18 protein-coding genes are annotated in these 13,594 nt (G+C 40.1%); 10 read left to right on the top strand and 8 right to left on the bottom strand.

The window, feature by feature from the left end; genetic code table 11:
- Positions 1–57: 57 nt before the first annotated feature.
- The 9 genes from E5354_RS11800 to E5354_RS11760 all read left to right on the top strand — a co-directional run bounded on the left by E5354_RS11800 (position 58) and on the right by E5354_RS11760 (position 5,748).
- Positions 58–282, top strand: a complete 225-nt coding sequence (locus E5354_RS11800) for a hypothetical protein (protein WP_135947574.1) — start codon at positions 58–60, stop codon at positions 280–282.
- Between the two features lie 2 nt (positions 283–284).
- Entirely contained in the window at positions 285–1,091 is an 807-nt protein-coding gene (locus tag E5354_RS11795; RefSeq protein WP_135947573.1) for a TonB family protein, read from the top strand.
- Positions 1,092–1,093: 2 nt separating this feature from the next.
- Positions 1,094–2,041 carry a carboxypeptidase-like regulatory domain-containing protein gene (locus tag E5354_RS11790; protein WP_246863806.1) on the top strand — a complete coding sequence of 316 codons (948 nt, stop codon included), beginning with the start codon at positions 1,094–1,096 and terminating at the stop codon, positions 2,039–2,041.
- Positions 2,042–2,043: 2 nt separating this feature from the next.
- Entirely contained in the window at positions 2,044–2,496 is a 453-nt protein-coding gene (locus E5354_RS11785) for a DKNYY domain-containing protein (protein ID WP_123397169.1), read from the top strand.
- Positions 2,497–2,501: 5 nt separating this feature from the next.
- Entirely contained in the window at positions 2,502–3,341 is an 840-nt protein-coding gene (locus tag E5354_RS11780; protein WP_123397170.1) for a hypothetical protein, read from the top strand.
- Between the two features lie 61 nt (positions 3,342–3,402).
- The gene (locus E5354_RS11775) at positions 3,403–4,185 is read left to right on the top strand and encodes a hypothetical protein (RefSeq protein WP_123397171.1); all 783 of its coding nucleotides are present in this window, start codon (positions 3,403–3,405) and stop codon (positions 4,183–4,185) included.
- Positions 4,182–4,481: a hypothetical protein gene (locus E5354_RS11770; RefSeq protein ID WP_123397172.1), complete on the top strand. Its 300-nt coding sequence runs from the start codon at positions 4,182–4,184 to the stop codon at positions 4,479–4,481. Before E5354_RS11775 ends, E5354_RS11770 begins: the two co-directional genes overlap by 4 nt.
- A complete protein-coding gene (locus tag E5354_RS11765; protein WP_135947571.1) occupies positions 4,478–5,068 on the top strand; it encodes a hypothetical protein in 591 nt (196 codons plus the stop codon). Before E5354_RS11770 ends, E5354_RS11765 begins: the two co-directional genes overlap by 4 nt.
- Positions 5,065–5,748 carry a hypothetical protein gene (locus E5354_RS11760; protein ID WP_123397174.1) on the top strand — a complete coding sequence of 228 codons (684 nt, stop codon included), beginning with the start codon at positions 5,065–5,067 and terminating at the stop codon, positions 5,746–5,748. The genes E5354_RS11765 and E5354_RS11760 overlap by 4 nt, the downstream gene beginning before the upstream one ends.
- A 206-nt stretch (positions 5,749–5,954) precedes the next feature.
- Here the strand turns inward: E5354_RS11760 and E5354_RS11755 are convergent, their stop codons facing one another.
- Positions 5,955–6,170 (bottom strand): helix-turn-helix domain-containing protein, encoded by a 216-nt coding sequence (locus E5354_RS11755; protein ID WP_262709697.1) that lies wholly within the window; start codon positions 6,168–6,170, stop codon positions 5,955–5,957.
- Positions 6,171–6,406: 236 nt separating this feature from the next.
- Here E5354_RS11755 and E5354_RS11750 point away from each other — a divergent pair, with 236 nt between their 5' ends.
- The gene (locus E5354_RS11750; RefSeq protein ID WP_123397176.1) at positions 6,407–6,988 is read left to right on the top strand and encodes a DUF2441 domain-containing protein; all 582 of its coding nucleotides are present in this window, start codon (positions 6,407–6,409) and stop codon (positions 6,986–6,988) included.
- Between the two features lie 76 nt (positions 6,989–7,064).
- Here the strand turns inward: E5354_RS11750 and E5354_RS11745 are convergent, their stop codons facing one another.
- The 7 genes from E5354_RS11745 to E5354_RS11715 form a co-directional block, all read right to left on the bottom strand.
- Positions 7,065–8,201, bottom strand: coding sequence for a dTDP-glucose 4,6-dehydratase (locus tag E5354_RS11745; protein ID WP_123397218.1), 1,137 nt, complete (start codon positions 8,199–8,201; stop codon positions 7,065–7,067).
- Positions 8,202–8,257: 56 nt separating this feature from the next.
- On the bottom strand, positions 8,258–8,833 hold the full coding sequence (gene rfbC / locus E5354_RS11740; RefSeq protein ID WP_123397177.1) for a dTDP-4-dehydrorhamnose 3,5-epimerase: 576 nt from the start codon (positions 8,831–8,833) through the stop codon (positions 8,258–8,260).
- A gap of 42 nt (positions 8,834–8,875) precedes the next feature.
- Positions 8,876–9,781, bottom strand: a complete 906-nt coding sequence (gene rfbA, locus E5354_RS11735) for a glucose-1-phosphate thymidylyltransferase RfbA (RefSeq protein ID WP_123397178.1) — start codon at positions 9,779–9,781, stop codon at positions 8,876–8,878.
- Between the two features lie 141 nt (positions 9,782–9,922).
- The gene (locus E5354_RS11730) at positions 9,923–10,744 is read right to left on the bottom strand and encodes a glycosyltransferase family 2 protein (protein WP_135947570.1); all 822 of its coding nucleotides are present in this window, start codon (positions 10,742–10,744) and stop codon (positions 9,923–9,925) included.
- Positions 10,745–10,854: 110 nt separating this feature from the next.
- Positions 10,855–11,463, bottom strand: coding sequence for a DapH/DapD/GlmU-related protein (locus E5354_RS14435; protein WP_135947569.1), 609 nt, complete (start codon positions 11,461–11,463; stop codon positions 10,855–10,857).
- 55 nt (positions 11,464–11,518) lie between these two features.
- Positions 11,519–12,556 (bottom strand): glycosyltransferase family 4 protein, encoded by a 1,038-nt coding sequence (locus E5354_RS11720; RefSeq protein ID WP_135947568.1) that lies wholly within the window; start codon positions 12,554–12,556, stop codon positions 11,519–11,521.
- Positions 12,553–13,590: an EpsG family protein gene (locus E5354_RS11715; RefSeq protein WP_168353894.1), complete on the bottom strand. Its 1,038-nt coding sequence runs from the start codon at positions 13,588–13,590 to the stop codon at positions 12,553–12,555. The genes E5354_RS11720 and E5354_RS11715 overlap by 4 nt, the downstream gene beginning before the upstream one ends.
- Positions 13,591–13,594 lie beyond the last annotated feature (4 nt).

Below are 13,594 nucleotides of genomic sequence, written 5' to 3'. Positions count from 1 at the left end.
CCTTAGTAACTACTTCCTATTTTTATTTTTGCCCAAAACGTTTAGGACAATATTGATATGAATCCCGATATTTACCGCAGTTACACCGGGCAGTCAAACGACCTTGTTCTTGACAACCTGTGCCTTATAGCCGACTTCGGGCGACAACACGACTGCATTGTCCGCATACCGTTGATACCCAACTATAACACCGATACCGACCGCGAGGCAAGCCGCAAGGCTCTTGAAGCACTCGGCTTCAACCGATTCGATCTATTCACCTATCAAATCCGCAAACACTGACTATGGCACGAGGAAAGCAGACCTGCAAGATATTGAAAGAGATACGTCGGCAGATTGCCGAGGCAAACGGCATCGAGTTCGCTACATCGGAATGTCGCTACAAGGGCGACTGCCTCGGCACATGCCCCAAATGCGAAGCCGAAGTCCGCTACTTGGAGCAGCAGCTCCGCGCCCGCTCCCTTGCCGGGAAAGCCGTTGCCATTGCCGGAATCTCAGCAGGGATGATTATCATGTCGGGGTGCAGCGGCACATCATCATCGAATCAGTCAAACGAAACATTGCAGGGCGAACCGATCGAAATAGCTGATACATTGGATTTCGAGGGCGAAATTGATGAGGAATGCTTATTATCCAAAACCAGAGATACAATTTTCAATTCTGCAATCGAAGTTTCAGGTATCAAAGAAGGTGAGATAAGCCATGATCCTAATGAAGTAGTAACACAAGGTGAAATGCCGGAAGAGCGGCCGAAAAATCCGGATGAAAGTGGAATTTACAGTTGTGTTGAACAGCTGCCACAATTTCCGGGAGGTCCCGCTGAAATGTTACGTTTCATAGGTCAACATTTGAAATATCCCGAAGAGCAATTAATGGAGGAGATTCAAGGTCGTGTGGTAGTACAGTTCTATGTTGACACATTAGGTCGTGTTTGTGAGCCGAAAATAGTACGAGGTAAAGATTCTGCTCTTGACCGTGAGGCTTTACGGGTAGTAAGATTATTCCCTAATTTTACTCCCGGCATTATTAATGGCAAAAAAGTCAACACATATTTTACTCTTCCCATTACATTCAAATTACCCCCAGATTGATTATGGCACGAGGAAAGCAGACCTGCAAGATACTGAAAGAGATACGCCGACAGATTGCCGAGGCTAACGGCATTGAGTTCGTGACATCAGAATGTCGCTATAAGGGCGACTGCCTCGGTACGTGCCCCAAATGTGAGTCCGAGGTACGCTACTTGGAGCAGCAACTCCGCGCCCGTTCCCTTGCCGGAAAAGCCGTAGCCCTTGCCGGAATCTCAGCGGCCTCGCTTGCCATGCTCATGCCTATTAGCACAGAGGCTCAGACCGTGCAAGAACCGCAGACCCTTTTGAAAGAGAGCATCCCTGTCATTGCAGATACAATAACTGTCAGAGGTATTGTACTGAGTGGGGATACGTTGCCCGACGGCACTATTTCAAAAGAGCCCTTAGTCGGCTGTACTATATTCAATCGCCGTAGTAGGAAAGGAATAGTCAGCAATGTCAACGGTGAATTCAGCATTTCGGCAGCAGTAGGAGATACACTGGAAGTAAGATATGTCGGTTACAAAACAAAAAAGGCTGTAGTAACAGAAGATATGAAAAATACCTCGATAACACTTGTTACTGATCCATCGGCATTGTCAGGATTGGTGGAAGTAGTTGCCGGCATGATACCTGCGGCAGGTAGGGAAGATTTTCATTTTATCGATCTAAATATAATTGATGAAAAAGGAAATCCGATTGATCCTGATGACCTATATATAGAGAGTCCCCGAATTTATGAAAATGGTGAAGAGGATACGCATTATATACATCCAGATTATGTCGACGAGAAACACCCATGTCGCATATATTGGGATGCAGGGATGCGCGATGAAGCCGGCTATCCGTTAAAGGAGGCCATCCTCCGCATCGAGGCAGAGGGTTATGACGACCCTGTGATAATCAAGGTCAAATACCCCAAGCGCAACACCAAGAAAACCATCAAGTTCAAACATAGAAAGCAGAAATAGTGATGAAGATATATTTATTGATAATAATGTCAGCCTTAATTTCTTCTTGCTCTTATCGCAGTGATAATATTTCCGATAAAGGCGAGTGGGTAAGCGTGCCTGTCGATAGTTTTGCAGAAGGTTACAATAATATTGGCGGACAGGTTTATTGGGGATATATAGTCGGAACGGATTTCACTGAAAAAGAGAATGTCGGCGCGGATAGTGAAACATTCCGTGTGTGCAAAGGCTCGGAGTACGCCAAAGACAAGTATCATGTATATTATCCGCAAAATGAGGTATGCTTTGACGGCTTAGATTGCGCTGGAACTGTCGCAGAGGAGATAGTGCTTAGAGGTGCAAAACCGTCACAATTCAAATATATTGGCAATGGCTATGCTGTTTCCGGAAACAAGATGTTTCACGACGGCGAAGTGATTGAATGGAATGACAGTATCGCAAATCTCAATTTATAGCCGCTATGTCCGATTCTCTCCGATATAAGATAGTGCTGTGGATGGTGTGGGTGCAGATCGCGCTCCTACCTGTTGTCATCTTGATGATAAACGTGACGAATAGCGGCGTGATGTGGCGATGGAATTTAATCAACAACCTTTTAGTTGTAGGTTATATTCTCGGTCTGCTCGTCCTACCTGTCAGCCGAGGTCTTGAAAAACCGAAATTTCTGAAATGGTGGTTGAGAATAGATTTCTGGTTTTCGATCATTCCCGCCATTCTTATATTGCCGCTGTTATTTTACTGTGGCCGACATTTTATTGTGGCTGAAGATGGCGATTATGTGCTTTATGAAAGTAGAGGTGTTATGATGGCTAGATTAGGCAAAAAAGAGGGTCTGTTCATTCGCGAACTGTCACATAGCATCAGACTGTATGATTATGGAAACAGAAAAGTCGACTGTTTCAAAGTCGACACACTGAAAGGTTGCATGTATGGACTGGAGTACGGGGCATCGCCTACCGCATGGGTTATTCCTATTGATTCTGCACGTTATCATCGTCATGCCAGTGACATATCGGTTCTCATTGACAGTCTGTATCAAGTCCAGCCGTTGTTGTCGCAAAAATATTACGGTACATTTGTTTTCCCAGACAACTTCGTTGAAATTAATTACGAAGGAGGAGAAATAGTGTATGAAGATTCCATAACTTATAATATTGATTTTCTTGGAAAAGATAGTTTGAGTGTGACGATTTTTAATAACGACTTTACCCAGTTGTCATTCCCTAAAAATGCTATTGGCAATCTCTCACCGCAAGAAGTCAGAACTTTCATAGAGGTACTGAAAGGAGGCCAACGATGAAAACATGGATTAATACAATCAACAAGATTATAAAAATAGATATCGGTGAAAGAATAGTGATATGAAACCGGTATATCGTATATTTTGGATAATGCTGATTGTGATAGCAAGTGCTGCTGTTGCATCCGCCCAAGCTGTTTTCTCAGTAGAGCAAATAAGCTACGTTGAATATGCCAATGCTGAAAAGGAGTTTTCATGCTATAATGTAATTCCGGCAGACTCCATTGCCGACAACGAAATCGTAAGTATGGTGTTAAAAGAATCGCAGGCGAAGTTTGAACGGATTGATTCTGTCATCCGACAAGAAATATATTACGTGATAGAAGCAGACGGGGTTGGGTTTAACAAACAACGGTTATTATATCTTCCGGAATTGAAGTTGTATGGTTTTGTAATCCCGGACAGTCCGCATGACGATTCTATATGGTGGTTTGACTCCGAGAGTGGAAAGTATATATGTAGTGCGGCCTATCCAACAGTTATAAACGCCAACGGGATGTATGTATCGCAGATCGGCTATGATTGCGATTGGCCGTTAGATTTGAGATTTTTTCGCCGAGAAGGAAATGACTTTTATGAATTTGAGTCATATAAGAGCACTCAATATAATGGTGAACCACTATACTGTCAGGCAGAAGAGTCCGGGCTTCGCACTATCTTCTGGCATGACAATAATACGTTGTATCTGAAAACCATCGACCATAACCGTCAAGAATCGGTATACCTAAAAATCAAGGTTCAGCAGTCTGTCAGGGATATGCTTGAAAATATGATGCCGAATGATGCTGTCAGACCTGCTCCGAAAAAGTCAATCAGGAATCAAGAGAAAGGAGGCAAGCGATGAAACTGATATACAAAGCAAAATGGCCGATTGTCATATTATTTGCAATCACATTCGTGGCTTCTTTTGCAGTTCTTTTTGTAGGAGAAACAGCAGTTGTCAACAGGTGTCTGTTGGTAGCGAATGTCTTACTGATAATGGCGCAGTTGGCAAACGTGGTTTATGCGTTTAGAAATAGGCATAAAGATATTGGAATCGCATTACTTGTCTGCCTTCTCATTGGTATTGGGCTGATGTGGGTAATATATATTTGGAGCTGGAATTATACCGTTAAAGCATTAACAATAGGCTTTGAATGAAGAATTTATTGTACATATCTGCCATTGTCGGCAATTTCTTGTTGTTGATTTACGCCGTTATCTTGATTGTCGGAATTAGTGGCGGTTGGCTTGATCGTGAATTGTGGCTACATTCCGATGTGGCTAAAGTTGCACAACTCCTGCTCATGGCATCGGCGATGGGATTGTTATTTGCCAACATTCGTATTAGTCGGGAACAATATGGCGGCAGGTATCTGTCATTGATTTTATGCGGGAACTTCTTTATCAATCCCTTCCTGAGCTTATATTTCTTGAGTGGTAAAACAGATAGCAAACAGACATCAACGGCATTTTCAAAGCGCAATGTATATCTATTCCTTCGCAATGTGCAGATATTTTGGCTGCTATACACATTCGCGGCAGTGTTCTATACCCCGCTGATTGAGTCACAAATTGGCGAGATATTTTATCTCGGATTGATAATTGCGATAATCGCCTTTATACAAAAGAACATTTCAATTGCCGTAAGGCATGACACTCCCGGCTATATATTGCTGAATGTATGCCTATTCTTCATTTACGCACCATTCTATTCACGTCGCGTACTTAAAAATAACTGGCTATGAAAATACAAGACATTAAAAATCGCATATTTTCGGAATTGGAGCCTTTTGCAACATCCAATGGATTTAAGATTGTCAAAAGTAGATTTGCATTAAGCAGGAGAATTGGCAACAGAAGTGAAGAAATATGGTTCACTACAAATTCTTGGGGATTTGAGATACATCTCTTTCCTTATGTCAGTGTGGATTTTAGTGATATAACTGCCATCTGCAATGCCTATGGTTTCCATTTGAATCATTCAGCATTTATAAATCTGAGATTGCTTCAGGCAATAAAATCTAATGGCTTTAATCCGGACTTGCATTGGCAGATGCAAGTGAAAAATACGGATAGATTTGTGCTTACTGACAATAATTTTGCTTGCAACTGGCTCGACCTTAACAATGAGTTATTGCCAATTTTACCTCTTGCTGTGGATTTTATGTCACAATACAATAGTATCGCTGCTTTGGATGCCTTATATAATACAAGACCGATAGAACTCTATTGTCCATATTGTTCCGGACTTGATACTCATTGCATGGTTGGACTGATTTCAGCCAAATTATCTCGTAATAGCGATTACGAGGATGTTAAACAAATGTATCAGCAAATTGTGAAACGGGAAAATTTTACAGTAGAAATGAAATCTTCATTTACACGACTAACGGCCTATCTTGATAATTATGAAGCTGACCGATAAACGATTATGTATTTGGGAGCTTGCGACAACATCATTATCGGCAATGCCTTCATTTTTTACGGTGAAAACCTCGGCTTGATAATGCTGATTGTATTGTCATACGCTTTTTTTAAAAATTGTGGATAACATTAGCAATACTCCGTGCCTCTCCACGACATTGACATACGTGCAAGCCGGTAGGATGTATTTACATTTAGTATTCTCTTTTAATCATCATTCCCAATTAAGTAATCTAATTTTACATTCAGCGCATCTGCAATTTTCTTTGCATTTAAAAGCGAGATTGAACATTCGCCACGTTCAACCATTCCTATATAAGTTTGATGATGACCTGCGCGAAATGCAAGCTCTTCCTGAGAAATGCTCATTGCCAATCGGCATTTGTGAACATTTCGTCCGAATGCTATGTCTGTTTTATTCACTTATGCTATATTTAGTATATAATTTTAAACGTTTAATTTACCGGAATCAACATATTGTATGACACAATTATTTATTCCCTTCATATTGGATAACAAATTAAACCGACCCGAGTTTATGAAATAAAATCATAAATATCTCCCGAGCAATACTTCAATTAAAAGGCAATTTTTTGCAACGGACATTATTGTACAATAAAAATTTATACATTTGTATCTGAATAATAAAATTGATCACAATGTCACAAGCCGACTGCAATAATAAACCTAAATTAAATATGGGTGTATTGAACGATGTAAGCGGAGTAATAGTGTATCATGTCGTAAGAATTCCGAAACGGCAATACGAGGTAAATGAACCATTTGAATTTCCCATCTCGGAAAGAGATTTTTCATCGGCACCATCCTATAAACAAGAAGCGGAGAATCTACTTGAGCAAGCACGGCTCAATGAATTTCCTGAATATCCATCACGAAAAGATTGTCTATTTGTTGCCCGAAATCGTGAAGATATGGACGCGTGGATTCATTATAAATATAGAGATGATTGCGATTTTGTGCTATACAAAATTCTGTTAGAAAAGGGCAAACTTATTTGGCTGGACACCGAATGGTATGAAGGCGCAGCCGAGTTGTTAGCGCCTGACAATATCGTGCTTACTCACAACAAAACATTACCGGAATGCATTTCAAATTATTGGAATGGAGTGCCATACCGTAAAAATGGATATGGATTGATTGAAGGATTGTTCTATGGAACAGCCAAAATATTGTCAAAAGACAAGTATCAGATTCGTAATCGGAAAATAATAAAGGCTTAACAATATATATTATACTACTACGGCGCACCGGAATTCCGGTGCGCCGTAGTAGTATATGTGATGTAGTAGTGGGTAATTAGCGGTTGGCATACATGTCCTCGTAGTAGCGCTGATAGTCGCCCGAGGTTATGTGGTCCATCCAGGGTTGATTGTCAAGATACCAGCGGACGGTCTTTTCGATGCCTTCCTCAAACTGAAGCGACGGCTCCCAACCGAGCTCACGCTGAAGCTTGCGCGAATCGATGGCATAGCGCATGTCGTGACCAAGTCGGTCAGTGACATAGGTTATGAGGTGCTCACTGTGACCTTCGGGATTACCGAGCAGACGATCGACAGTGCGTATGATCACACGTATAAGGTCAATGTTTTTCCACTCATTGAATCCTCCGATGTTATAAGTGTCGGCAACCTTTCCCTTATGGAATATCAAATCGATGGCGCGGGCATGGTCCTCAACGAAGAGCCAGTCACGCACATTTTCACCCTTGCCGTAGACTGGCAGCGGCTTGCCGTGGCGTATATTGTTTATAAACAACGGTATCAACTTTTCGGGGAACTGGTAAGGGCCGTAGTTGTTGGAACAATTGGTTACAATTGTAGGCATTCCGTAGGTGTCGTGATAGGCACGCACAAAGTGGTCGCTCGACGCCTTTGAGGCACTGTAGGGACTGTGGGGATTGTATTTGGTTGTTTCAAGGAAAAATTCAGAACCGTAGGCGTGATGATGTTCGGTCGATGAAGCCGTAGTGGTGAACGGCGACTCAATTCCTTCGGGGTCGGTGAGTTCAAGTGCTCCGTAAACTTCATCGGTCGAAATGTGATAGAACAATTTCCCGTCATATTTCTCGGGCAACGACTCCCAATATTCCTTGGCCGCCTGAAGCAAAGCGAGTGTTCCCATCACATTTGTGCGGGCAAATGTGAACGGATCCTTGATTGAGCGGTCGACATGACTCTCGGCGGCAAGATGTATAATGCCGTCAATTTTATGATCTACGATTATACGACGCATCTCGTCAAGATCAGCGATATCGGCCTTGACAAATGTATAGTTGGGGCGATCCTCTATATCCTTGAGATTGGCGAGGTTGCCGGCATAGGTGAGTTTGTCAAGGTTTACGATGTGATAATCGGGATATTTGTTGACAAAAAGTCGCACAACATGTGAACCTATGAATCCGGCGCCGCCGGTTATGAGTATATTTCGTTTCATTATCTTTATTGTATTTATTGTTTTTACCAATTAGTCAAATAAGCCGAAAAAATTTACTATTGCTTATATTGGTCGACATTGTAATCAAACGGCGAATCAAAGTCGGCAAGCAAAGGATGCTTCGTGTCCTTCTCGCTCAGAATGGCACATGCAGGGTCGATACGCCAATCAATACCGAGCGAATCATCGGCAATAGATATGCCACCATCGGCCTGAGGGGCATAATAATTGTCACACTTGTATTGGAACACGGCAGTTTCGCTCAACACGGCAAAACCATGGGCGAAACCTCGCGGAACAAAAAACTGCCTATGATTTTCCTCACTTAGCTCAACTGCTACATGACGACCATAGGTAGGCGAACCCTTGCGTATGTCAACGGCCACATCAAGCACCCGTCCCTTGACACAACGCACAAGCTTGGACTGAGTGTATGGCGGACGCTGGAAATGCAATCCTCTCATAACGCCACGTGTCGAGCATGACTCATTGTCCTGGACAAAATCCACAGGACGCACCTTCTCGTCAAATTCGCGCTTTGAGTAGCTCTCAAAAAAGTATCCTCGAGAATCATTAAACAAGCGCGGCTCAATTATCACCACGCCCTCTATATCGGTCTTTATTACCTCCATCGTTATAATTTGCAGAAATTGAAAAACAATAACCCAAAGTTATCAATCCAAATTTTTACATCCGGTGCGCTCAACCTCCTCTACTACCTTCAGAAGATATTGACCATACTGATTCTTCAGCATCGGGCGCGCAAGCTCAACCATTTTATCACGTGAAATCCAGCCCTGTCGATAAGCGATACCTTCAAGACAGGCAATCTTGAGTCCCTGGCGCTTCTCAAGCACCTCGACATAGATTGAAGCTTCGGCAAGCGAATCATGAGTACCGGTGTCAAGCCAAGCAAAGCCTCGGGGCAAAGTCTGCACCTTCAACTCACCATCCTTAAGAAATTCCTGATTAACAGTAGTGATTTCCAATTCTCCACGTGCCGACGGTTTGATCGCCGCAGCAACATCAACCACCTTATTGGGGTAGAAATACAATCCAACAACGGCATAATTAGACTTAGGATGTTCAGGCTTCTCCTCTATCGACAGGCAGTTACCATTGTGATCAAACTCGGCGACACCGTAACGCTCGGGATCGTCAACCCAATATCCAAACACTGTAGCCTTACCTTCGCTCTCGGCCGTGCGCACAGCCTCCTTCAATATACCGGAAAATCCTGCGCCATGGAATATATTGTCACCCAACACAAGACAAGCAGCATCATCGCCGATGAACTCACGACCGATGATAAACGCCTGAGCCAATCCGTCGGGACTCGGCTGCTCGGCATAGCTAAGATTCACACCATAGTCACTGCCATCGCCCAGCAAACGCTTAAACCCAGGCAAATCCTGCGGAGTTGAAATCACCAGAATATCACGAATTCCGGCAAGCATCAATGCCGAAATAGGATAATACACCATCGGCTTGTCATAAATCGGGAGCAACTGTTTGCTAACCCCTTTGGTAATCGGATACAAACGAGTGCCCGATCCTCCTGCCAAAACTATTCCTTTCATTTCTTAAAGAACGATTAAATGCAACGAGATGAGCCTAAGCGACACCCAATCCCGCTTGATCCAAAATGAATTTTCTGCAAATATAACGCTATTTCCTTAGATAACAAACACCTCCCCACCCCAATTTCACACAACCACAAGTCATTCTCGATGTATTCGCTTAAGTTGCTCGATGCAGCTGCGATTCTTCTCAATGCGCTTACGGTCAAAAATCCATCCCCATTTATTAAAATACTTGACTATAGAGGCTACATGATACTTTAATAATTTGCCACTCTTATAGGAACCTTTTTCATATTCATGTACCACTACGACATTTGGGTAGAACATTGTACGCGACACCTCTCCTATGCGCCTGCAAAGGTCAAGATCCTCAGCATACATGAAGTAACGCTCATCAAATCCTCCTACATGTTTCAAAACAGAACAGCGCATAAACATGAAGCATCCCGATAAAGAAGGCACTTCCATTATACTGTCATATCCGGTCCAATGAAGCTCATACTGATAATCATGTTTCTTTTGATAGCTTTTAATTGGTATGAAGCGACGCCCGATTAAGTCCATTGGCGATGGCAGCAATTTACACAAATGCTGAGTTTCACCTGATGGATATACAATTTTTGGCATTACAAGTCCACAATCAGAGTTAGCATCCATAAACTCACACAATCTTTCAATTACATTGTCGTTCCAATAGATGTCGGGATTGAGTACAACATGGTAGTCAGCCCCCATCTCTATGGATTTCCTGATAGCCACATTATGCCCCGAACCATATCCCAAATTAAGGCTGTGAATGTAATTCACTTTATCGTTGTCCTTAACAAAATCCCTCAATTCATCATTTGAAGAATTGTCGATAATGAACAATCGATCAATATACCCAGTCAAAGCACAATCCAAAAGTCGCTTCAACTCATCGTGTTTGGTATGGAAAGCCACTATTGATGCTGTTATCATAAATACAATTCACTAAAGGTTGTCAATTTTTTTATTGCATGATAAATCTATAAATATTAGATTCGAATCATATTTGAATTATTTAATTGTTAGTACGGAAGCAAAAATGCTCAAGATTTTTCCCACTTTTGGGTAATTTCGTTCCAATGTTTTATTACCTTAGCCGGACTTCCTGCGGCAATGGTATTTTCCGGAACATCCTTGTTTACGATTGAATGCGCACCTATTATAGATCCATCACCGATAGTTACCCCTGGCATAATAATTACTCCTTCACCAATCCACACCCGATTACCTATTTTCACAGGGGCTGTATAATAAGGACGTTTTGTTGGTATTATTAATGGAGAAGTGTCGTTTTTATCCCCTTTATAGCTACCATGGCTGTTATCGGAAATGTATACATGTGAAGCTATTAAAACATCATCCCCTATCGTTACAGATTTCACAGAGGAGATGTGAACATAATCATTGAGCTGAATCCTGTCGCCAAAGTGGATTTTTGAATTACTGTTTCCGTCAGCAATAAAGGCTTCAATACGACAACCGACACCTGTTGTCAGTTTCTTTCCCCAATCAATCATCTTGCCTCCTCTTATTGTAAATGGACGGCGAATAATTCTTTGGCGAGGATATATTAATTTAGTAATTACTAAAAAATACATTAGCTTAATGATATCCCAAACAGAATATTTATTACATACTGATTCTATTATCATATCCGAGAGAATATATTTGTTGCAACACTATTATATCTTAGGACCAGAATAAAAATCAGTTTTTTTGATAAAATCTTAAATATCGTTCTGCCATAGCAGATGATGTGAGCTCTTTATCATAAAAACTCTTTAACAGAATTCCTTTACTTGATTTTGTTGCAGACAATACAGAATTAACAAGGGATGGAATATCATCAATATGATAAAATGAAACATAATCAGAGTCAACAATTGATTTAAGTATAGGAATATCGGATAAGACAGTAGGTAATCCTAAGGATGCCGCTTCAACAAATGCTAATGGAAATCCTTCAGATCTTGTACACATTATAAATATATCATAGAATTGGAGATAATCAGTAGAATTTGGACGAAAACCTAGAAATAGACATCTTTCTGATACTTTTAGTTTACCGGCAAGTTCAATTAATTTGTTTCGTTCTTCGCCATCACCAACTGCAATGAACGCATAATCAGGAAGTAAAGGTAATGCTTTTATAATTTGTTCCAGTCCTTTTCTCTTATTTATACCAGAATTAGTTCCTATAATTCGATATTTCGACTTTAAATTTTTGATTAGACAATAATCTTTTTCATTATTTATATCATTAATCAAAAAACTCCTCCCATTAAATATTACAGAGCTTTTATGTCTGATTTTTTTAGATAAATGAATTAAAGTATGAGAATTGAGAACAGCTATCTTATCGTGACATTTTAGATATTTATGCCAAAGTAATGATCCAATAATAGATTTGGCGATATTGAATGATTTATTAAGTTCAATTATTGAGATTGGTTGATGTAGTGTGGATATTAATTTACAAGAAGAAGCCCTTATTTTTTTCTTTATTTTATATGCATATTTATCAGCCCTAAAACCATGAGTATGTATAATATCCCATTCTTGAGGATTTACATCCTCACTTGTATAGATTTTCTTTGCAGGACATGGAATTTCAAGTCCAAATTTATCTGTAAAATAAAAAATACAACACTCATGTCCAAGTGAAATGAATTCTCGACATAAATCTCTAGCGACTATTCCTGGACCAGATTGTTCCAGACTCGGCAAAATCATTGCTATCCTCATAGTGTATATCTCGATAAATAAAAATTATACGGAATAATCTTATTGGGATCTACATTCAAATTAAACATTACGTATGCCAATATTACAAGCCCAACAATATATATATATTTAGAATTATTTTTGATTATATATAATGGAGATGTTAACAATATCGGTTCAACGCTCAATAAAATGTTCGACATACGCGCTCCTATTATTGCAAAATCATTAAAACAAATAAGCCAACAAATGCCTACTGAATAAGAATAGAATAGCGCTTTAAAATAAGGTTGCGTTTTTGAAATGGCATCATAATAATGATATAACGCAAAAAATATCATTAAACATTTAATCGCGTTCATATTTGTCCAAATGCCAAGACTTTGAGCATAACCAGAATCACCATATGCAATATAAGCATCAAGTCTATCATTTATATCCAATAAATTTTTCAACACTGATCCTAAAGGATATATTGAACCAACGATAACACTGAATACAAGAGCTTTAAGCAATATTTTCTTACTAAATTCTGCACGAATAGCAAAATAAGCTAAACAAAAAATTAATGCAGTAAAATGTATTGTAATGGCGAATGTCCATATAAATAAAAATTGCTTATATTTTTTCTCATATATATATCGCACTGAATACAAACATATGGCACTCGCCATACCGACACGTATCTGTATCATTTCTTTTAGCGCATAATTATGCACAAAATAGACAAGGATACAAACAAAGATATATTTTGTATATTTATTATATGATTTAATGTTAAGAGATACGGATACTGATGCAATAATAATAAACATAATAACAGGCTGTTTAGTGACTAAACTTATCAGCCATAGAAACAGATTAAATCCAATATCAGATGATGCAAAAAAATTTCCTTTGGTTATATTAATGAATATTTGTGAGTATGAATCCCAGTCTGCATTATCGCATCTAAGACCGGCCAATAAAATTAATATGCTGCCCACAGTAAAGATTAGAGCAGTTCTATGTATTCTTTCTATCTTATTTAAGTCAATAAAAGACAGAGCAGTCAAGAAG

Origin of the sequence: Muribaculum sp. NM65_B17, assembly GCF_004793735.1 — a bacterium.
Classification (GTDB): domain Bacteria; phylum Bacteroidota; class Bacteroidia; order Bacteroidales; family Muribaculaceae; genus Muribaculum; species Muribaculum gordoncarteri.
This window is presented reverse-complemented; position numbering and strand designations above follow the sequence as displayed.

What these genes read in the sequence shown, in the direction of transcription:
- E5354_RS11800 (WP_135947574.1), top strand. Translation starts at nt 58, where the DNA reads ATGAATCCCGATATTTACCGCAGTTACACCGGGCAGTCAAACGACCTT.
- E5354_RS11795 (WP_135947573.1), top strand. Translation starts at nt 285, where the DNA reads ATGGCACGAGGAAAGCAGACCTGCAAGATATTGAAAGAGATACGTCGG.
- E5354_RS11790 (WP_246863806.1), top strand. Translation starts at nt 1,094, where the DNA reads ATGGCACGAGGAAAGCAGACCTGCAAGATACTGAAAGAGATACGCCGA.
- E5354_RS11785 (WP_123397169.1), top strand. Translation starts at nt 2,044, where the DNA reads ATGAAGATATATTTATTGATAATAATGTCAGCCTTAATTTCTTCTTGC.
- E5354_RS11780 (WP_123397170.1), top strand. Translation starts at nt 2,502, where the DNA reads ATGTCCGATTCTCTCCGATATAAGATAGTGCTGTGGATGGTGTGGGTG.
- E5354_RS11775 (WP_123397171.1), top strand. Translation starts at nt 3,403, where the DNA reads ATGAAACCGGTATATCGTATATTTTGGATAATGCTGATTGTGATAGCA.
- E5354_RS11770 (WP_123397172.1), top strand. Translation starts at nt 4,182, where the DNA reads ATGAAACTGATATACAAAGCAAAATGGCCGATTGTCATATTATTTGCA.
- E5354_RS11765 (WP_135947571.1), top strand. Translation starts at nt 4,478, where the DNA reads ATGAAGAATTTATTGTACATATCTGCCATTGTCGGCAATTTCTTGTTG.
- E5354_RS11760 (WP_123397174.1), top strand. Translation starts at nt 5,065, where the DNA reads ATGAAAATACAAGACATTAAAAATCGCATATTTTCGGAATTGGAGCCT.
- E5354_RS11750 (WP_123397176.1), top strand. Translation starts at nt 6,407, where the DNA reads ATGTCACAAGCCGACTGCAATAATAAACCTAAATTAAATATGGGTGTA.
- E5354_RS11745 (WP_123397218.1), bottom strand. Translation starts at nt 8,201, where the DNA reads ATGAAACGAAATATACTCATAACCGGCGGCGCCGGATTCATAGGTTCA.
- rfbC (WP_123397177.1), bottom strand. Translation starts at nt 8,833, where the DNA reads ATGGAGGTAATAAAGACCGATATAGAGGGCGTGGTGATAATTGAGCCG.
- rfbA (WP_123397178.1), bottom strand. Translation starts at nt 9,781, where the DNA reads ATGAAAGGAATAGTTTTGGCAGGAGGATCGGGCACTCGTTTGTATCCG.
- E5354_RS11730 (WP_135947570.1), bottom strand. Translation starts at nt 10,744, where the DNA reads ATGATAACAGCATCAATAGTGGCTTTCCATACCAAACACGATGAGTTG.
- E5354_RS14435 (WP_135947569.1), bottom strand. Translation starts at nt 11,463, where the DNA reads ATGATAATAGAATCAGTATGTAATAAATATTCTGTTTGGGATATCATT.
- E5354_RS11720 (WP_135947568.1), bottom strand. Translation starts at nt 12,556, where the DNA reads ATGAGGATAGCAATGATTTTGCCGAGTCTGGAACAATCTGGTCCAGGA.